The sequence below is a fragment of the Pseudomonas sp. S150 genome (genome assembly GCF_004526365.1).
In the GTDB taxonomy this organism is placed as follows: Bacteria; Pseudomonadota; Gammaproteobacteria; order Pseudomonadales; family Pseudomonadaceae; genus Aquipseudomonas; species Aquipseudomonas putida_A.
The window spans coordinates 6,006,736-6,025,316 of sequence record NZ_CP038207.1; the positions used below are offsets into that span (position 1 = coordinate 6,006,736).

At 60.7% G+C, this 18,581-nt stretch carries 15 protein-coding genes; 9 read left to right on the top strand and 6 right to left on the bottom strand.

Annotation, left to right across the window (positions count from 1 at the left end):
* Positions 1-169: 169 nt before the first annotated feature.
* The 5 genes from E3Z29_RS27915 (at position 170) to E3Z29_RS27935 (ending at position 3,640) form a co-directional block, all read left to right on the top strand.
* Positions 170-733, top strand: coding sequence for a DarT ssDNA thymidine ADP-ribosyltransferase family protein (locus tag E3Z29_RS27915; protein WP_134787419.1), 564 nt, complete (start codon positions 170-172; stop codon positions 731-733).
* Entirely contained in the window at positions 730-1,374 is a 645-nt protein-coding gene (locus E3Z29_RS27920) for a DUF4433 domain-containing protein (RefSeq protein WP_096796317.1), read from the top strand. The genes E3Z29_RS27915 and E3Z29_RS27920 overlap by 4 nt, the downstream gene beginning before the upstream one ends.
* The gene (locus E3Z29_RS27925) at positions 1,371-2,456 is read left to right on the top strand and encodes a macro domain-containing protein (protein ID WP_134787420.1); all 1,086 of its coding nucleotides are present in this window, start codon (positions 1,371-1,373) and stop codon (positions 2,454-2,456) included. Before E3Z29_RS27920 ends, E3Z29_RS27925 begins: the two co-directional genes overlap by 4 nt.
* Positions 2,457-2,629: 173 nt before the next feature.
* Positions 2,630-3,190, top strand: coding sequence for a hypothetical protein (locus E3Z29_RS27930; RefSeq protein ID WP_134787421.1), 561 nt, complete (start codon positions 2,630-2,632; stop codon positions 3,188-3,190).
* Between the two features lie 15 nt (positions 3,191-3,205).
* Positions 3,206-3,640: a hypothetical protein gene (locus tag E3Z29_RS27935; RefSeq protein ID WP_134787422.1), complete on the top strand. Its 435-nt coding sequence runs from the start codon at positions 3,206-3,208 to the stop codon at positions 3,638-3,640.
* 23 nt (positions 3,641-3,663) lie between these two features.
* Here E3Z29_RS27935 and E3Z29_RS27940 read toward each other — a convergent pair whose 3' ends face one another.
* The 6 genes from E3Z29_RS27940 to E3Z29_RS27965 are packed head-to-tail and all read right to left on the bottom strand — an operon-like array spanning position 3,664 to position 13,849.
* A complete protein-coding gene (locus E3Z29_RS27940; protein ID WP_098965801.1) occupies positions 3,664-4,476 on the bottom strand; it encodes a YfaP family protein in 813 nt (270 codons plus the stop codon).
* A 3-nt stretch (positions 4,477-4,479) separates the two neighbouring features.
* Positions 4,480-6,099: a DUF2300 domain-containing protein gene (locus E3Z29_RS27945; RefSeq protein ID WP_134787423.1), complete on the bottom strand. Its 1,620-nt coding sequence runs from the start codon at positions 6,097-6,099 to the stop codon at positions 4,480-4,482.
* Position 6,100: 1 nt separating this feature from the next.
* A complete protein-coding gene (locus E3Z29_RS27950) occupies positions 6,101-10,675 on the bottom strand; it encodes an alpha-2-macroglobulin (RefSeq protein ID WP_134787424.1) in 4,575 nt (1,524 codons plus the stop codon).
* Entirely contained in the window at positions 10,672-11,322 is a 651-nt protein-coding gene (locus tag E3Z29_RS27955; RefSeq protein WP_134787623.1) for a DUF1175 domain-containing protein, read from the bottom strand. Before E3Z29_RS27955 ends, E3Z29_RS27950 begins: the two co-directional genes overlap by 4 nt.
* Positions 11,307-13,019: a DUF2138 domain-containing protein gene (locus tag E3Z29_RS27960; RefSeq protein ID WP_134787425.1), complete on the bottom strand. Its 1,713-nt coding sequence runs from the start codon at positions 13,017-13,019 to the stop codon at positions 11,307-11,309. Before E3Z29_RS27960 ends, E3Z29_RS27955 begins: the two co-directional genes overlap by 16 nt.
* Positions 13,020-13,057: 38 nt before the next feature.
* Positions 13,058-13,849, bottom strand: coding sequence for a YfaP family protein (locus tag E3Z29_RS27965; protein ID WP_096796324.1), 792 nt, complete (start codon positions 13,847-13,849; stop codon positions 13,058-13,060).
* A 282-nt stretch (positions 13,850-14,131) separates the two neighbouring features.
* Between E3Z29_RS27965 and E3Z29_RS27970 the strand changes: the two genes are divergently transcribed.
* From E3Z29_RS27970 to dxs, 4 genes are all read left to right on the top strand, one after another.
* Positions 14,132-15,277 (top strand): Fic family protein, encoded by a 1,146-nt coding sequence (locus E3Z29_RS27970; protein ID WP_134787426.1) that lies wholly within the window; start codon positions 14,132-14,134, stop codon positions 15,275-15,277.
* A gap of 112 nt (positions 15,278-15,389) precedes the next feature.
* Entirely contained in the window at positions 15,390-15,632 is a 243-nt protein-coding gene (locus tag E3Z29_RS27975; protein ID WP_003228627.1) for an exodeoxyribonuclease VII small subunit, read from the top strand.
* Positions 15,629-16,516 (top strand): (2E,6E)-farnesyl diphosphate synthase, encoded by an 888-nt coding sequence (gene ispA, locus E3Z29_RS27980; RefSeq protein WP_134787427.1) that lies wholly within the window; start codon positions 15,629-15,631, stop codon positions 16,514-16,516. Before E3Z29_RS27975 ends, ispA begins: the two co-directional genes overlap by 4 nt.
* 91 nt (positions 16,517-16,607) lie before the next feature.
* Entirely contained in the window at positions 16,608-18,506 is a 1,899-nt protein-coding gene (dxs, locus tag E3Z29_RS27985) for a 1-deoxy-D-xylulose-5-phosphate synthase (protein ID WP_098965812.1), read from the top strand.
* Positions 18,507-18,581 lie beyond the last annotated feature (75 nt).

The window sequence follows — 18,581 nt, forward strand, 5'->3', positions numbered from 1 at the left end:
ATTTGGCCCGGTTATTCGATTCCCATATTGGGCTTGCCGTGAAAAGTGATGGCACACTAGAATCACGACAATTGTTCTACCAACCCCCACGGATCGAGGGTTACATCAGCACGGGGCGAGGCCGGGACTGAATTCAGTTTAGGTTGATGTGCAGGTCAAGGAGACCACTATGTCGGACGTTAAAAGCATCAAGGATCAGAAGCTTCTCTACCATCTCACTTCAGTTGAAAACCTGGATGGGATTTTCAGGGATGGCTTGAAACCTCGCGCCGGCCTCTCGGGTTTCAAAGACGTCGCAGATGCTGAAATCCTGAAAAAGCGGCAGGCTCTGCAGCTCGACAACTACGTCCCCTTCCACTGGTTTGCGAAGAATCCATTTGACGGAAGCGTTCAGCGCAATAGGCCAGAGGCACAATTTGTGTTGATCTCGGTCTACAGATCAACAGCCAAGCAATACGGCTGGAAAGTCATTCCAAGCCACCCGTTAGCGGGCGACTCAATACAGGGTTTCGAAGCCATCGAGTGGGATGTCATGAGCAGTCGCGATTACCTGGATCCTCATTGCAAAAGCATCTGCATGGCAGAGTGTCTCGCACCGGGGATTGTTAAACCTGATGCCTTCTTCAAAATCTTCACCCCCAGCGAAGAAGTTGATGCACTTTGCGTAGCTAAATTACAGGCGGCCGATGTTAATGTGCAGACCAGCGTGAACCAGAGAATGTTTTATCAATGATCTATACCAACCTGAATCCAGAGAAAGCTCTGATTTGGCGTATCGTCCATCGCGATAACCTGCCCTGGATTCTGGACAACGGTCTGCATTGCGCAAACTCGGAAGCAAAGGCACCTCAGTACGTGAATATCGGCAACGTCGACTTGATCGACAAACGCCGTTTCCGTCAGGTGCCTATCGCACCCGAAGGCGTACTGGCCGACTACGTGCCCTTCTATTTCACACCCTTCTCGGTGATGATGCAGAACATTCACTCTGGCTGGAGTGTTCAACAACGCGGCAATGACGAGATCGTGATTCTGGTCTCAAGCCTCTATCGCGTTGAAGAGCTTGGCCTACCGTTTGTCTTCACAAACGCTCATGCCTACCCGAGTTGGACAAACTACTACAGCGATCTGGCGAATCTCGACCAGATCGATTGGTCTATCCTTCAACGGCGCGACTTCAAGCGCGATCCTGACGACCCTCGCAAAATGGAGCGTTATCAGGCTGAGGCGCTGATCCACCAACATTTACCGATTACGGGACTACTGGGCATCATGTGCCACACCGATGCAATGAAAGTACGCATAGAAGCAGACGTGGCCGTTAGAGGCTTGACGTTGCCGGTCCATGCGCGTCCCAAATGGTATTTCCAATGATCAGATTCACCCAAGGCAACCTGCTGGAAGCCAAAACTGAAGCGCTCGTCAACACGGTGAATACCGTGGGTGTAATGGGTAAGGGCATCGCACTGATGTTCAAGGAACGCTTTGCGCAGAATTACCGACTATATGCAGCCGCGTGCAAAGCCGGGGATGTCGAAACCGGCAAAATGCACGTGACTGCCACCAACGAACTCGATGGACCGCGCTGGATTGTGAATTTCCCCACCAAGCGCCACTGGCGGTACCCGTCGCAAATGGCATGGATAACTGAAGGCTTGCATGATCTGCGACGGTTTCTGCTTGAAAACGATGTGAAGTCCGTCGCCGTTCCTCCGCTGGGCGCTGGTAACGGTGGTTTGAAGTGGCCTGAAGTGCGCGAGCAGATTGTAGAAGTGCTCGGTGACTTGGATGTCGACGTATTAGTGTTCGAACCCTCCAGTCAGTATCTGAATGTCGCTAAGCGCGATGGCGTTGAGCAACTCACTCCGGCACGCGCACTGATCGCTGAACTGGTCCGGCGTTATTGGGTTCTGGGCATGGAATGCAGCCTGCTCGAAATTCAGAAACTGGCTTGGTTTCTTGAACGCGCAATCGAGAAAATTCCAGGTACTGAGAATCCGCTGAACCTCAAATTTGTCGCTCATAAATTCGGCCCGTATGCCAATCGATTGGAGCATCTGCTGAACAATCTGGATGGCAGCTATCTACATTGCGACAAGCGCATCAGTGATGCTGGAATCACCGATGTCATTTGGTTTGATCAAGATCGCAAAACGTTTTTGCAGACCTACCTCAAGACCGAAGCTAAGGAATACTCTCAAGCTTTAGAGCGGACGGCTGAATTGATCGATGGTTTTGAGTCACCTTTCGGCATGGAGTTGCTGGCGACCGTTGATTGGTTGCTGATTCGGGAAAGGATTGCTCCAACCGTTCCTGCGGTACGTAAAGCACTGATGAACTGGGACGGTGGGTCCGGAGCTGCGGTGCGTAAAAACAAATTATTCGATGATCAGGCACTAGGAATTGCGATCACGCGTCTGACATCCACCAGCTTCAGCCCGGAAATGGCGGCCTGACATCGTTATGAAATGGGGCAAGAAATACTTGCCCCATTACCATGCCCTGACTGAAACGGGCATCGCAATAAGCCATTAGCACATCCGCCCTAATTGCCCCGCGCCCAACCTCACCACTAAATTTCCATTCTGTTTTTGTGCATTACAAAAGCGCCAAGGAATGGAGCAACACCATGTCGTCGTTTTTCAAACTCAATCAATCCGTTGTTCTGCTGACCGCACTCATGACCGCTACCTCTTCAGCCTTGGCAGAGGAGCAGAAGCTCGTTGGTGACTGGTGGATCATTTACGGCAACGGCGTTCCCCACAAGAACATCATGTATGTGGCCGACAGCACTTCAGTCGTGCCGTCGAAACACACCAAGGGGGCCAAGTTGGTCGCCGTGACGCTGGTGTATGAGGAACCCGGCAAACCGATGATCGATGCCTACAACCTCGAAGTTCAGTGTTCGACGAACAAGGTCCGAATGCTCAATGGCCAGTCGGTTGATCGCATCGCCTACATGATGCGCAACCTGAAAGTTAATGACCAATGGCAGCAGCCGAAGGAGTTCTGGGTGCAGCGCACCAGCGAGTTTGTTTGCTCACCTGCCAAAAAGGACATGATCGCGCTGGGCAAGATGGAGTACCTGCAGATGATTCAGGGTCTGCAGCAGATGTTCTTCAAACTGGCGCCGATTCAGGAGAAAGGCCAGATGATGGACCACCTCGACTCGATCCTGGGCAACAAGTAAGCGGCGGGAATCACGATGAACCCATGGACTAAATCGTTATTGGCGCTGCTGATAACGCCCGCTGTTTTGCTGATCAATGGTTGCCACTTGATTGCCCAGTCGCGCTGGGAAGGACGCGATGTTCAGGAAGCGCTCGATCTGTTTGGCAAACCCGACTCGATGAAAAAACAGACCGGGGCCAACGGCGAGAATCTGGCTGTGCTCACCTGGTACAAATCGTCCAGTTGGACCACCACGGAAGCGGCCGGTACTTCAATGAATCACACCGGTAACGGCATGGTTTACACCGAGTATTACCAGACGGTCGGCCACAGTTCCGATTGCAAACTCGAAGCCACCGTCAACAAGGCGAAAAAGATCGTGCTGTTCAGGATCGAGGACGGAAAGATCATCCACGGCAAGTGCATCAACGTGCCGTTCGTGCCTGGTTATATTCCGCCTGGTTTCTAGTGCAACCCTGAGCAGGCTGCTGCTCAGGGATAGCTGAACGATTTCACCAACGTCAACTCCCCCACCGCCCGCATCGGCACCACAAACGTCTCCATTTTCTCGCTTGGCGTGCCTTCCTCGGTAATCACCGTCACCTGCGCCGTGGTCAGCGGCTGCACCGCCTCCTCCCCGCCTTCATCATCCCCCCGATACCCCCCGCCGAAGTAGTTCACATACACCAGATACTGGCCCTTGATCGGCGCCGGCATGGCGAAGATTTCCGGGCCGTAGCCGGTGGTGACGTCGACGTCGAGCGCGGCGCCATTGGGTGCGACGCGGTCGCCGTACCAGATGTGCGCGCCGTCGGGGGTGATCAGGTGCAGATCGAGGTCGGTGCCGTCGCTGTCCCAGGAGAGCAGCACGCGCAGTTTGGCCGGGGTGGCGCCGCCGCTGGCGTTGAGGAATTGGGTGCGGTGGCGTTGCTGGCCGTCGGGGCTGCGCACTTCGACGCTGTTGCTGCCGTTGGGGAAGGAGAACGGGCGGTCGAAGCGGCCACTGTCGTCGATTTTCAGCGGCATGCTGACACCGTTGACGATCAGCCGGCCGGGATCCTTGCTCTTGGGGGTGGCTTTGATTTCGCCGCTGATGCGCGCGGTGTTGGCCTGGCCGACCGGGGTGTTGACCGAAGAGGCCGGGTAGTTGACGGTCTGGCGGAAGTTTTCGCCTTCGCCCTCGGGCGCGCCGGTGCGCCAGCCGCCGACCGGGGTGTCGAGTTTGACGCTGTCAGCGGCCATTGCCATCGGCCATGCATTGAACGCGCAGAGCAACAGCAAGACCTGTGGATAACGGAGTGTCATGGTCTATTCCAGCAAGAGGTGACGGGCGAGCCCTTCGATGTAGGTTTCATCCTGGCCATTGGGATGTGCTTCAAAGGCCAGGTGCAGGTATTCGTGAGTCAGGTCGAGGCGATCCTGCAGCGTGAGCACGCCGCGCACGTAAATGCGCTGGCGTTCGCGATCAACGAACGGGCGGCCGAACGCCAGTTTGCACACCGCGAACGAGCTGACTTCGTTGTAGCCGGTTTCGCTTTCCAGCGTCGGACGCCAGCCGCGGCGCTGCTTTTGCAGCCAGTCTTGCGCGGCGGGCAACGCTTCGCAGGAGGCGACCGGATTGTCCCAGCGGCTGAGACTGGCGCGCGGGTAGGCGTGCAGCAGAATCGCGTCGTAGCGCTGGCCGGCGTTGGCCTGCTCGACGGCTTGTTGCCAAGCGAGTTTGTCCGGGCCGGGTTGATCGGAGTGATAGGTGACGGTGCTGCCGGCCAGCACCAGATCCGCTGTCCATGCGGCGATGTTGCGCGACTCGGCGGAGGCCGGACGCGGAGCGACGCGCTGACGGTTGCTGCTGTCGTCGATGCTCAGGCAATCGCCGTTGCGCGTGGCGTTTTGCAGCAGATAGGTGCGGATCGCCACGGCCAGTGCCTTGGCAGCTTCGGCGGGTTCAGGTTTGGCTTCGCGCTCAAGGACGCGGGCGACGTATTCTTCGCGATCAAGTCTGGCGACCAGTTTGTCGTCGAGCAGAAACAGCTCACCGGCGCTGTGGATATCCAGCGCGTTGCCGTTGGCGAATTCGACGCGGTAATCGCCCTGCAATGGGCCCGAAGTCACCACCCGATCACCGGCCAGAACCCGGGAAACGGGATAACGCGAGAACAGTCCGACCTCTACACAACGCCCTGCTTCCGCCGGCCACGAAGAAGGCAGCACCGTCGCCAGTGCCTGCCCGTAATGGCGCAAAACCATCTGACTGGTGCCACGCCCACCGGCCCAGATCGGCGAGCCGTCCGCCGTCCAACCGGCGAAACCGCCCTGCCGCGATTGCGGATCCTGATCGCCGAGCCAGCTCCAGGTTTTCACCCGCAAGCGCCCGCCCAGCTCACCGACGACATTGCCGTCCGCCGCATTCAGCACGACGTCGAGCAAGACGCGGCGCATCTGCTCCTGCGCTGGCAGCACCGACAACACCTTCAGCAAGTCAGGCACGGAAACCCGCGTGGCCGGTTGCACGGTTGGTAAATCCAGCAACCACGAAGGCGCCTGCCGCACCTGCCAATACGTGCGCCAATCGGCAGCAGCAATGCCCAATCGCGCCGGCTCAAAGTACAACCCGCAGGATTTGACCAACGCCTGATCACGCTCGATCTTGCCGCCCGCCGAGCAGCAATAAACCTCTTCCTTGGATTGCCCGTGACATTCATACGCCGGCTCGCGCGCGCCGGTATCGACCAGCCACGCATAGACGAACAATTTCCACAGACTGCCCAGCGGGGTATCCAGCGTCGACGGCAAGGGCTCGCGGGCGGTCAGTTGCGTCTGATTCAACGACAGCAACTCGCCCTTGTACGCCAGCCGCAGCGGCTCATCCTGCGCCGTCGCCAGCGCAGGCATCACACACATCAGCAGCCACAGCAGCGGCCGGTTCATGTCAGTTGACCGTGACCTGACCGAGGGCGGCTTTCGCTTCCCGGGCCTGATGCTGCGGCGCGTAGACCTGAGTGAAGCGCACCGGCGGCAGGTTGAACTGGCCCTTCTGCGAGAAGCGCACCAGATGGCGCAGACGCAATTCGCCGCTCAGCGCATCCACCGGCACCGCGTAGGCCAATTGCCCCGGTTCGAAGCGCGCCTTTTCCAGCGCGGTCGGCTCGGTGCCGTCCTTGCCCTGCAACTTGATGCCCCAGGTGGTGCGCTCGACATCGGCGCCCGGTGGCAGCGGCACTTCGAGCATGCCGTAGCGCAGCGGTTTCGGCGCCTTGCTGGTGAGGATCACTTCGTCCAGATACAGGCTGTCGCTGGACAGCGGCTTGTTGCCGACCGGCTCCAGTTTGAAGGTGAACGCTTCGTCACCCGGCACCAGTCGCGACAAACGGCGGGTGATAGTCACGGCCATTGGATCGACGGCCGGTTGCTGGGTCTGGAAGCTTAACGCTGCCCGCAGCGGACGCTCCTGAGTGCCGGACACCGACAACACGCTCGGCACCGGCGTCGCACCCTGCCAGGTCCAGAACATCTCACCGGTTGCGCCGTAGTTTTTCTTCCAGCCTTCACCCGGCAGCAGCGCGATGGTCGGCGAGGCCTGAGCGATGCTGCGTTGCAACCAGCTCAGCGCCAGGGCGCGTTCGAGGGTCGATTGCTGTGGCAACAGACGTTGCAACAACGCCGTCGCCCGCGCCTGATCAAACGGTTGCAGCGACAGGTTCAGCGCTTCGACAAACGGCTGCGAACTGACCGCCAGACGCTGTTGTGCCGCAGCGACCTGGCGATTGAACGCGTCGGGCAACGCAACTTTCGACTGAGTCGCCAGCGCCGCGGTCAATACCCGCGCCGCCGCCAGACCGAGCGCCGAATCCGGGTCGCTCATCACCAGGCTGTCTTCGCCGTCGTCCATCAGGGTTTCGGCATTGCCTTCACCAGCCTTCGCCAGATCGTCCATCAAGCCGCTGAGCAAAGTGTTCACCGGCAGATGCATCTGCTTGGCGAACGACAGGATCAGTGCCCGCTGCAGCAGCGGCGTGTTCGGCGCTTGCTTGGCGTAGACCTCCAGCACTCGCTGCCAGTGCTCCGGTGGCAAGGTCAGCTCCAGCACTTGGCTGGCGTTCCAGTCGGCGTAGTAGGCGTAAGCGGTCAGGAATGCATCCGGCTCGCCGTCGAAGCCCCACCAGGTGAAGCTCGCTGACGGCCCGGCCATTTGCACCAGACGCAGACGGCTGTTCTGCATGATCAGGCGCAGGCGATCGCGGATCTGTGGGCTCGACGCCAGCGACGGATAGGCGATGCTCAGCGGCAGCAAACGGCTGGCCGTCTGCTCGACGCCACCGTACGGGTAGCTCAGCAGATAATCGAGGGCTGAACGGAACAGCGCTTGCGGACTGTCATCCAGACGCAGACGAATGTCGGTGGCGTCGGCCGGCAGGCTCAACGGGGTGTCGCCGCTGGCCACGTCGAGGCTCTGGGTTTGCGTGACTTGCCAGCCGTCACCGGTCGCGCTCAGGCGCACAGCCAGGGAGTCCGCGGTTTTGCCATCCTGCACCAGCTCGGCAGTCCACTCACCGGTCGCCAGCGCAAACGCTGGCAGCGGCACGTAGTTGATGCCGTTATTCAGGGTCACCGGCAGGCGCTGTTCGGCGCCAGCGTAATGGGTGACCAGTTCAGCCTTGACCGGTTTTTCGGCCTGGCTGAAGGCAAACACACCGAGTTGCGGCTGATCGCCCTTGCGGAATTTGCTCGGCCCGCTCCACTTCAGGTACAGCGGTTTTTCCGAACGGACGAACTGCTTCTTCTGCCCGACCTGGCCGTCGTCGGCGATAGCCCGGGCGGTGATGCGCCAGCGGGTCAGCGAGTCCGGCATCTTGAAGGTGAAACGGGTTTTACCGTCGGCACCTGTGAGCAATTCCGGCTGCCACGCGGCGGTGTCGACGTCTTCACGACGTGGGCGCTCCAGCACTTTCACCCCACGTTCGCTGCGGTTGGCCTTGCCCGGCGCGCCGGGGCTGCCCGGCAACGCCACGTCGTAACTGATGAACGACAGGCTGGCGCTGGTGCGCACATTATTGCGACGCGGGTGGTAGAAGAACTGGTCGATGGTCGGCGCGACTTCCGGTTGCAGCGCGTAGACCATTTCATCGACAACACTCACCGTCAGATGCGCCGGAACTGCTTTACCGGCGAACTGCGTAGTCAGGTCGACGGTCACCGTGTCGCCCGGCAGATACACCTGTTTGTCGGTGCTGATCGCCACGTCGATTTGCGGGGCAATCACTTTGATCCCGGCGTTCTGGAAGCTGTACTGCCCGCCCTTGGTGTAGAGCACCGAGAAGGTCAGGTTCGGCGCGAAGTTGTCCTTCACCGGAATGCGCGCGCGGTATTGGGTGTCGCTGAGTTTTTCCAGTTTCAGCCAGTCGCCGCCCTTGGCCAGCAGCGCGGTGGCTTCGACCTTGTCGCGCTCCAGCGACAGCAGTGCATCGCTGACCGGCTCCGGGAAGGTGATCAGTGCCAGCGCTTCATCGCCGGCCTTGTACTCGGGCTTGTCGAGGACGATTTCCACAGTGCCCGGCACCGCTTTGACACCGTCGCCGGTGACCGAATGGCCGGTGGCGCCGAGGACGCGACCGTGTTGATCTTTCAGCGTCAGGTTGTAAGTACCCGGACGTTCAAAGGCCAGACTAAAGCCTTTGTCAGTCGCCGCGAGTTTGCCTTCGCCAGTGCTCTGGTCTTCCAGACGCACCCAGCTGTAGCTGCTTGGGGTCACGGCTTTGCTCTGCTCGCTGCCGCCCTCGTTGGCGTAGCTGAACGCGACTTTGTCGTTGACTGCGCTGAAACGTTGCGGCGCACTCAGGCGGAAGCTCGCGGCGCCACGGTCGATGAGGATTTCCTTGGTGGTCTTGACCCGATACGCCGCGCCATCGCTGGCAAACACGGTGAGCATGTAACGGCTCGGTTTGTCGGCGGCCGGCAGGTCGAGGGTCGCGTTGCCCTTGCTGTCAGTGGTCAGTTCGGTGCTGGTCAACTCCACCGGGAATTGCCCGAGGTATTGCAGCTCATTGTCGACCATCGACAGTTGCTGGGCACGCAGGCTCAGGCTCAGTTTGGCGTTGGCCACCGGTTTGCCGTCCGGGTACAGCAGCACCAGACTGCCCTTCACCGGCTCGCCGGTGCGGTAATCCTGCTTGGCCAGATTCAGCGAAATTTCGAAGTGCGGCTTGATGTACTCGGCCACACGGAAAGCGCTGCTGAAGGCCTGATCCTTGTAGTTGAAGCGGATCTCGTAACCACCGGCCACAGCGTTATCCGGCAACTGGAAGCGGCCCTGGGTACCGGCCTTGGAATCGAGTTTCAGGTCGAGGCGTTGCAGCTCGGTGCCGGTGGCATCAAGCACACTGACGTTGACGTCAGCAGCGCCCGGCAGCACCGAATCCCGCGCATTCTTGAACTCGCGACCGACGATTTTCAGCGACACCCAATCCCCCGGGCGATACAGCGGTCGGTCGGTGAACGCATAGAGTTTGGTGTCGTAGATTTCGCTGTCGTAATAGAAGTTTTCCGAGACGAATACCCCGCCCTCTTCGTCCTCGCCAATGACGAACGAACGCTCGGGGCTGACGTGTTTCAGGCGCAGCAAACCATCGGCATCAGTGGCACCGCTGCTCATCACGCCGAGGCCGTCAGTCCACAGCACATTGACCTTCGGCACCGAACTGCCTTCGTGTTTGCGTGCGGCCCAGACCAGCAATTCATCGCCGGCAATTTTGCTCACCGCCACGGTGTTGGAAACGAACACCATGGTGGTCGCGCGGTACTTGCCGATCAGCGCTTCGACCAGGTACAGGCCCGGTTTCAGGTTGCCCAACGGGATGTACACGTTACCCGGCGCAACGCTGACGAACTCGCTGGAAGACCCGGCCAGGTTGACCCCGGCCGGCGGCTGGATCGGCTTGGCTTGCCACAGCGGATAACGGAACTGGCTGACCACCGGCAGACCCGGAATCAGCGCGAATTGCGGCTGCGCGTCGTACGGCGTCGGCGCGGTGATGGCGTTGCCCATCTTCAGTTCCGGCACTTCCTCGGTGACCTGCTTGCGCGACTCGTAGGAGAACGCGCGCTGCATCACCCGCCGCGATTTGCGGTACCAGTTGTCCCAGAGGTACGCGAGGGTGTTGGACAAGCCCTCGCCCTTGAACTGACCGTCGCTGACAACGCGGTGCAGGTTCTTCTGACGCTTGAGGAAATCCAGCGGCTTGTCGATGCGGTACACGCGAATGTCGGCGCCACCGTACGGCTCCATGCGGAAACGGCGGTAGTCGCGGCCCGGTGCTTCGAGACGCACCATCGCCTGCTCGTCGGCGGCGAAACTGCTGTCGGCCAGCAGGAAGAAGCTTTCACCGGCGACCGGCGTGTAGCCACTCGGCTCCACCGAATCTTCAGCGTTGACGGTCGCCAATGGCAGCAACAGCGCCAGCAGCAGGGGAATTCGAGCGCAGAGTCGCAGCATGCGGGCACCGGTCATTGGGAGAGAAAGTTCAGTCGATAGACGCCGATGAAGTTGGGGTTGACTGCGTCGGGTATCCATCGGGTGTCCTTCCATGTCATGAGTTGCTGCAGGCTTGCCGAACGCATGCCGTTGTCAGTGGGGGTGGTCGTGCCGGTGTGATAGGCGATGTAGCGGCCCATCCAGATCATCAGGTGCTGGTCGTCGCCCTGATCGAAAAACATCAGGTCGCCGGGGCGTGCCTGGGACACGTCGCGGCTGACCAGATGGCTGTTGAACTGAATCAGTTTGATCGCGTTGACGTACGGCCCGACCTTGCCGCCGCCCTGCTGCCATTGCTGGGCGAGCTTGCGCTGCTCATCGCTGAGCGTCAGCTCCGGCGGCAGGTAGCGATTGGACAGACCATTGCTGCGCAGCCATTTGTCGTCGTGGACTTTCAGCGCTTCGTTGGCGGCAAAACGCACAAGGCCTGCGCAGTCCTGCTGATACCAGCGCGGGCTCGGGCCCTGGCTCAGTTGCTCCTGAGCGATGCGCACGAACCAGGCGCGGAACACCTGGGACTGCGCCGGATCCAGCGCCGGTGCTTCGACGGCGCGGGCGCCCGCGCTGAGCAGTAGCGCGAGCAGGCCGAGGCTGCGGATCAGTGTCGTCACAGCGCTTTCCATTCCAGCGGCAGCCATTGCCAGTGGCCGTCAGGCTCGCTGCCTTCGGGCAGGGTCAGGGCGTATTTGCCGTAGCCGCCGAGGGTGCGCAGTTTCGGGATCAGGTAGGTTTGCGCGGCGTTGTAGAACACCGGCTCCATGTCCTGCGGCAGGCTGTCGAGGGTTTCCTGCTGCATTAGTTGCGCCATCGAATCCGGGCCGAAGTAGATCGGCATCAGCACATCCTTCGGCAGCACGTCAGCCATCGGCGGGAAGCGCTTGTCGAGAGTACCGAGAGCCTTGTCCACCAGTTTGTCGTCGAGGGAAAACAGCAGCGTCGAACCGTGACGGGCGAGGCTGACTTTCATGAACGCTTTACCGCTGATCGCATCCGGATTCTCGGCAGTCTTGGCGGCGTACGGGCCGAAGTTGGAGCTGACCTGACGCTGCCAGACATGACTCTGGCCTTCCTGTTTCTCGACCACCGGGAATGCGTGTTCATCGACATTCGTCTCGTAGGCGCCCACCATCGAACCGAACAACGTGCCCAGATCGCCATCGAGCTTGCCGCTGTCCTCGTCCTTCAGGCTGGCAACCAGCAACGGCGTGTACAACCGCGAATCGGCGTACCAGCACAGGCCCGCCGCGCCAGCCACGTGTTCGGTGAGCTTCTGCGCCACCGCTTCGTCGGCGCCGAGTTTCACCAGCAGCGGTTTCTGCGGTTCGGCCGCTACCGGCAAGGTCACGCAGGCACTGGCGCCCAGCGGCATGGCTTGCCACACCGGTTTGAAATCGAAGTCCGGCTGGTTATCCAGTTCGTCCATGGCGAGGTAGCTGTGCCAGCCCTTGTCGTCCATGTCGAAACGCAGCCCGGCGAAGTTCGGGATGAAGCGCTGATAGCCCATCGCAAGGACGCTGGAATTGACCGACAGACGCTGTTTGATCTCCGGCGCCTTGGCCGGTAGACCGAACGCCTCGGGGAACAGTTTGTCGCCGTTGAGCAGCGCTGCCAGCGCTTGCGGCGAGACATGCCCGGACTCTTCCGATTCGCCGCTGGCCGGGTCGTAATATTTGTTCGGGTTGGACAGCACCACCAGTTTGTCGCCGCGCGACGCGAACAGCAGCGATTTGCTGGCGTTGTAGCTGAGCTGGTACAGCGGCACTTCGTCGCTGCCGACCTTGAGGCTGCCGAAGACGCTGAGTTGCGAATCGTCCAGCGCCACTTTCGCCAACGGTTCGAGCAGTTTCGCCAGGCCGCCGCGGTCCATCACCAGCAGAAAATCCTTGAGCCGGCCATCCGCACCGCGCCACAGCGCGACGTCGGCCGGTTGATCGAAAAGCTGCTCGATCAGGCTGTCCTGCAGCTTCAGATCGTGTTCGTAGATGATCCGCCGCAGGCTACCGATCAGCCCCAGGCGATCGGCGTGGGTTTCGTAATAGAAGACGAAATCCTCGGTGAGCGTGGCCTTGAGGAACGGCACCGTCAGCAGGTCCTTGGGCAACTGGCTCAGGGAGCGGGTTTCCAGCAGCGCATCTGGACGGCTCAGGCCGAGCTTGTCACTGGCCAGTGCCGCCGCCGGCACCTTGGGCTTGTGCAGCAGCCAGCCGAGACCACCGGCCACCCCGGCCACCAGAACCAGGCCGATCAGCAGCGCTGGCCAGCGCCGGGAAGGTTGGCCGGCAGGTGTCGGGACGGCCGGAGAAGCAGCGTTATCACTCATGTTCACAAAACCCGAAGTTCATCCGTGGTGCGGGATGCTTAATAGTTGAAAGTCTTGACCAGCAGCAGATCACCGATTGCCCGCAGGGGCACGATGAACGTTTCACGTTTTTCGTCGACCGTGTTTTCGTTGAGCACCAGCGTGATTTGCGAGGTGATCACCTCGTTCTGATTGCTGGCCTCCTCGAAGTTATAGCCGCCGTCGCCGAAGTTGCCCCAATAGTTGACGTAAACCAGATAGGTGCCATGCAGCGGCGCGGTCATGGTGAACATTTCCGGGCCGGGGCCATCGACACCATCCGGATCCAGACCGCCACCGTTGGTCAACGCCGTATGGGCGAAAAACGCGTGCTGGCCGTCCGGGGTGATGATGTGCAGGTCGAGCTCGGCCTTGGGATCGTCCCAGCCGAGCACCACACGGATCTTCGCCGGGGTGCGCAGGTTGTTCGCTTCATAGAACTGCACGCGCTTGAGCGACTGGCCCTCGGCACTGCGCACTTCGACACTGTTGGAACCGGCGCCGAACGCATACGGCCGGGCGAATCGCCCGTCATCGTCGGTGTACAGATTCAATGGATTGCCGTTGACCGCCAGCGTGTGCGGCCCGCGCTGATTGCCGATGGCCTTGAGCTGGCCCTGAATCATCGTGCGATTGCGCTGAATGCCGCGATCGATCGGCGGCGTGGGATAGGCGACTTGCGGGTTTTCACTGCGATCAAGCAAGCCGTTATAACGCCAGCCACCGGATGGTTCCGACAGCTCGGCAGTCGGCGCTGCCAGCAGCGCAGGCGCGCAAGCCAGACCGATCAGCAGCCAAAGAAATGAACGCATGTAATGCCTCCTGCCATGCCTGAACGAAACCTTGCACCCGATCCTCGGTACTTCACAGCGGTGGAAACTGCGTTTCGTCTGAAAGACCCCGTGACTAGCGGGTCGTAGAAGGCGCGAAGATTAGCGATTCGGCAGTTTTTTAACAATCGGATACATCTGGATTTGCGGTGGGAATCACGCCGTACGGGTGGACTGTGAGCCGAATAGCCGTCATATTCGGCTCACTAAATGAGCCGAATAGCATTTCTATTCGGCTCACGGCCCTATTACAGGCAATAACCGATGATCACTCAATGGATCTGGCAGCAGCCGGATTGGCCTGATTTCAACTGGCAGGCAGAACGTCTGGCGCCGCTGCTGCGTGAATGCGTTCAGGCACAAGGCCAATTGATGGGCATGGCTGGATCCGTGGGCAACTCCCTGAGCGCTCAGACCGAACTCGACGCACTGTTGCAAAACATCGTGACCTCTTCGGCCATTGAGGGTGAACAGTTGAATGTCGGCTCGGTGCGCTCGTCATTGGCTCGACGCCTGGGGCTGGAGTTGCCCGATAGCGATAAAGTCAGTCAACGGAGCGAAGGCCTGGCCCAACTGATGCTCGACGCCACCCGGCGCTTCGCTGAACCACTGACGCTGGAGCGATTACTGGAATGGCATCGATGGCTGTTTCCGGATCAGGAAAGCGACTTCACCGCAAGGTCGATGCATGTCGGTGCGCTTCGCGGTGACGAACCGATGCAGGTAGTTTCCGGTCGTCTCGACCGTCCCACTGTGCATTTCGAGGCCCCTGCGCGCCAAGGTCTCGAACGGCAGGTGGATAAATTTCTCACTTGGTTCGAGGCCAGCCAGCATCAAACAGCGCTGGATCCGTTGCTGCGTGCTGGCATTGCGCATTTCTGGTTTGTCACGCTGCATCCGTTTGATGACGGCAACGGTCGCCTGACTCGGACCATCACCGATCTGGCGCTGGCGCAAGGTGAAGCCCAGGCGATCCGCTTTTACGCGATGTCGGCCAGCATCCTCGATGACCGCAACGGCTACTACCGAGTACTCGAGGCCAGCCAAAAGGCGACGCTGGACGTCACCCAATGGCTCACCTGGTTTCTGCAGACTCTTTTACGCAGTCTGCAGCAAGCCATCGCGCGTATCGAAAGTGTGCTGGGTAAAACCCGCTTCTGGCAGGCGCACCGTGAATCCGAGCTTTCGGTGGAGCAGAGTAAAGTGCTCAATCGCCTGCTCGACGGTGGAGAACGAGGCTTCGAGCACGGCATCAGCGCGGCACAGTATCAAGCGGTGGCCAAGGTCTCGAAAGCCACGGCAACCCGCCATCTGGCGGAACTGCTGGAAAAGGGCTGCCTGCAAAGAATGCCGGGGGGGGGACGGAGTACCCGCTACAAAATCAATTACCCGGGCGATTCCTCAAACTGACTACTGGCGTCTGTAGTGAGGGGATAAGGGTCGGCCGCGCCCCGCTCATTTGCCCATAAACCCCCTATCTGCTAGTGTCGCGCCGGTTTAACGTCAACCGGAAATCGCCGCCATGGCCCGCAAAAAAGCTGCACTGGATTTCGAACAGTCCCTCGCCGACCTGCAAACACTGGTCGAGCGTCTGGAGAACGGGGAATTGTCGCTGGAAGACTCGCTGACCGCTTTCGAGCAGGGCATCGGCCTGACCCGTGACTGCCAGGCAGCGCTGGCCCAGGCTGAGCAGAAGGTGCAAGTGCTGCTGGAGCGCGATGGCGAACTCGCCGAGGAACCCTTCGACGCGGAACAGCCAGAATGATTGCGGCGTATTCGGCGACCAGCCAGGCGCGGGTCAATGCGGCACTGGAAATCCTCTTCAAGGCTCCGCTGCCGGAGCTGTCGCGCCTGTATGAGGCGATGCACTACAGCGTGATGATCGGCGGCAAACGCGTGCGCCCGCTGCTGGCCTACGCCGCGTGCGAAGCGCTGGGTGGCAAGGCTGAGCAAGCCAACGGCGCGGCCTGCGCGGTTGAGCTGATCCACGCTTATTCGCTGGTGCACGACGATTTGCCGGCGATGGACGACGACGATCTGCGTCGCGGCCAGCCCACCACCCACAAGAAATTCGACGAAGCCTGCGCGATTCTCGCCGGTGACGGCTTGCAGAGCCTGGCCTTCAGCGCCCTGCTCGACCCGCGCCTGAGCAGCCTCGACGCTGACATCCGTCTGCAACAGGTCACGGCGCTGGCGCACGCGGCAGGCCCGGCGGGTATGGTCGGCGGTCAGGCCATCGACCTCGGCTCGGTCGGCCTGAAGCTGGATCAGCAAGCGCTGGAGCAAATGCACCGGCACAAGACCGGCGCGTTGATCGAAGTCAGCGTCAAGCTCGGCGCCCTGGCCAGCGGCCGCGCCGAGCAGGATCAACTCAAAGCCCTGCAGACTTATGCACAGGCCATCGGTCTGGCCTTCCAGGTACAGGACGACATTCTCGACGTCGAAAGCGATACCGAAACCCTCGGCAAACGCCAGGGCGCCGACATCGCCCGCGACAAACCGACCTACCCGGCCTTGCTGGGGCTGGACGCGGCCAAAGCCTACGCTCTGGAACTGCGCGATCAGGCCCTGCACGCGCTGCGACCGTTTGACGCGGCAGCCGAGCCTTTGCGCGACCTGGCCCGGTATATCGTCGAGCGGCGCAACTGAACGCCAACCTGCCAAAAAAGACCAACGCGTGGGCAGGGGGCGATGCATCAGGTAAACTGCCGCATCTTTTATACCTATAACGATTCGCCTGATGCCCACGACGTTTCATGAGATTCCCCGCAAGCGCCCGACCACGCCCCTGCTCGACCGCGCGAACACGCCGGACGGCCTGCGCCGGTTAGGCGAAGCCGAGCTGGAAACCCTGGCCGATGAGTTGCGCCTGGAATTGCTCTACACGGTCGGTCAGACCGGTGGGCATTTCGGGGCCGGCCTGGGCGTCATCGAGCTGACCATCGCGTTGCATTACGTCTTCGACACCCCGGATGACCGGTTGGTGTGGGACGTCGGTCATCAGGCGTATCCGCACAAGATCCTCACTGGTCGCCGCCAGCGCATGGAAACCCTGCGTCAGAAGGACGGCATCGCCGCCTTCCCGCGTCGCGCCGAGAGCGAGTACGACACCTTTGGCGTCGGCCACTCCAGCACCTCGATCAGCGCAGCGCTGGGCATGGCAATTGCCGCCCGCCTGCAAAACAGCGATCGCAAGGCGATTGCGGTGATCGGTGACGGCGCGCTGACTGCCGGCATGGCCTTCGAGGCGCTGAACCACGCGCCGGAAGTCAACGCCAACATGCTGGTGATCCTCAACGACAACGACATGTCGATCTCGCGCAACGTCGGTGGCCTGTCCAATTATCTGGCGAAGATTCTTTCCAGCCGCACCTACGCGAGCATGCGCGAGGGCAGCAAGAAAGTCCTGTCGCGCCTGCCCGGCGCTTGGGAAATCGCCCGTCGCACCGAAGAATACGCCAAAGGCATGCTGGTTCCCGGCACCCTGTTCGAAGAGCTGGGCTGGAACTACATCGGCCCGATCGATGGCCACGACCTGCCGACCCTGATCGCTACCCTGCGCAACATGCGCGATCTGAAAGGCCCGCAGTTCCTGCACATCGTCACCAAGAAAGGCAAAGGCTTCGCCCCGGCGGAAGTCGACCCGATCGGTTACCACGCGATCACCAAGCTCGAACCGCTCGACGCCCCGGCCGCTGCGCCGAAAAAGGCCGGCGGGCCGAAGTATTCGGCGGTGTTCGGCGAATGGCTGTGCGACATGGCCGCGGCTGACCCGCGTCTGGTCGGGATCACCCCGGCGATGAAGGAAGGCTCGGATCTGGTGGCGTTCAGCGAACGTTTCCCGCTGCGCTACTTCGACGTGGCGATTGCCGAACAGCACGCCGTGACGTTCGCCGCCGGCATGGCCTGCGAAGGCGCAAAACCGGTGGTGGCGATCTACTCGACGTTCCTGCAACGCGGCTACGACCAGTTGGTGCATGACGTCGCGGTGCAGAACCTCGACGTGCTGTTCGCCATCGACCGCGCCGGTCTGGTGGGTGAAGACGGCCCAACTCACGCCGGCAGCTTCGATCTGTCTTACCTGCGCTGCATTCCGGGCATGGTCATCATGACCCCAAGCGATGAAAACGAACTGCGCAAGATGCTCACCACCGGCCACCTGTACAACGGCCCGGCGGCGGTGCGCTACCCGCGTGGCACCGGCCCGAACGCGACCATCGACAAGGATCTCGAGCCGATCGAAATCGGCAAGGGCATCGTCCGCCGCCAGGGCAGCAAAGTCGCTTTGCTGGTGTTCGGCGTGCAACTGACCGAAGCGCTGAAAGTCGCCGAGAAGCTGGATGCGACCGTGGTCGACATGCGCTTCGTCAAGCCGCTGGATGAAGCGCTGGTACGCGAGATCGCCGGCAGCCACGAGTTGCTGGTGACGATCGAAGAGAACGCGATCATGGGCGGTGCCGGTGGCGCGGTCAGCGAGTTCCTGGCGCGCGAGAACATCCTCAAGTCGATGCTGCATCTGGGCTTGCCGGACATCTACGTCGAGCACGCCAAACCCGCGCAGATGCTGGCCGAGTGCGGGCTGGATGAAGCGGGAATCGAAGCCTCGATTCGTGAGCGTCTGGAACTGCTCAACAAGTAACACGCAATACCCATGTGGGAGCGGGCTTGCTCGCGAAGGCGCCGGTTCAGTCGATGATGAGTTGACTGAACCGGC

Excerpts from the sequence above, each read along its gene's own strand:
- E3Z29_RS27915 (WP_134787419.1), top strand. The coding sequence starts at position 170 with ATGTCGGACGTTAAAAGCATCAAGGATCAGAAGCTTCTCTACCATCTC.
- E3Z29_RS27920 (WP_096796317.1), top strand. The coding sequence starts at position 730 with ATGATCTATACCAACCTGAATCCAGAGAAAGCTCTGATTTGGCGTATC.
- E3Z29_RS27925 (WP_134787420.1), top strand. The coding sequence starts at position 1,371 with ATGATCAGATTCACCCAAGGCAACCTGCTGGAAGCCAAAACTGAAGCG.
- E3Z29_RS27930 (WP_134787421.1), top strand. The coding sequence starts at position 2,630 with ATGTCGTCGTTTTTCAAACTCAATCAATCCGTTGTTCTGCTGACCGCA.
- E3Z29_RS27935 (WP_134787422.1), top strand. The coding sequence starts at position 3,206 with ATGAACCCATGGACTAAATCGTTATTGGCGCTGCTGATAACGCCCGCT.
- E3Z29_RS27940 (WP_098965801.1), bottom strand. The coding sequence starts at position 4,476 with ATGACACTCCGTTATCCACAGGTCTTGCTGTTGCTCTGCGCGTTCAAT.
- E3Z29_RS27945 (WP_134787423.1), bottom strand. The coding sequence starts at position 6,099 with ATGAACCGGCCGCTGCTGTGGCTGCTGATGTGTGTGATGCCTGCGCTG.
- E3Z29_RS27950 (WP_134787424.1), bottom strand. The coding sequence starts at position 10,675 with ATGACCGGTGCCCGCATGCTGCGACTCTGCGCTCGAATTCCCCTGCTG.
- E3Z29_RS27955 (WP_134787623.1), bottom strand. The coding sequence starts at position 11,322 with ATGGAAAGCGCTGTGACGACACTGATCCGCAGCCTCGGCCTGCTCGCG.
- E3Z29_RS27960 (WP_134787425.1), bottom strand. The coding sequence starts at position 13,019 with ATGAGTGATAACGCTGCTTCTCCGGCCGTCCCGACACCTGCCGGCCAA.
- E3Z29_RS27965 (WP_096796324.1), bottom strand. The coding sequence starts at position 13,849 with ATGCGTTCATTTCTTTGGCTGCTGATCGGTCTGGCTTGCGCGCCTGCG.
- E3Z29_RS27970 (WP_134787426.1), top strand. The coding sequence starts at position 14,132 with ATGATCACTCAATGGATCTGGCAGCAGCCGGATTGGCCTGATTTCAAC.
- E3Z29_RS27975 (WP_003228627.1), top strand. The coding sequence starts at position 15,390 with ATGGCCCGCAAAAAAGCTGCACTGGATTTCGAACAGTCCCTCGCCGAC.
- ispA (WP_134787427.1), top strand. The coding sequence starts at position 15,629 with ATGATTGCGGCGTATTCGGCGACCAGCCAGGCGCGGGTCAATGCGGCA.
- dxs (WP_098965812.1), top strand. The coding sequence starts at position 16,608 with ATGCCCACGACGTTTCATGAGATTCCCCGCAAGCGCCCGACCACGCCC.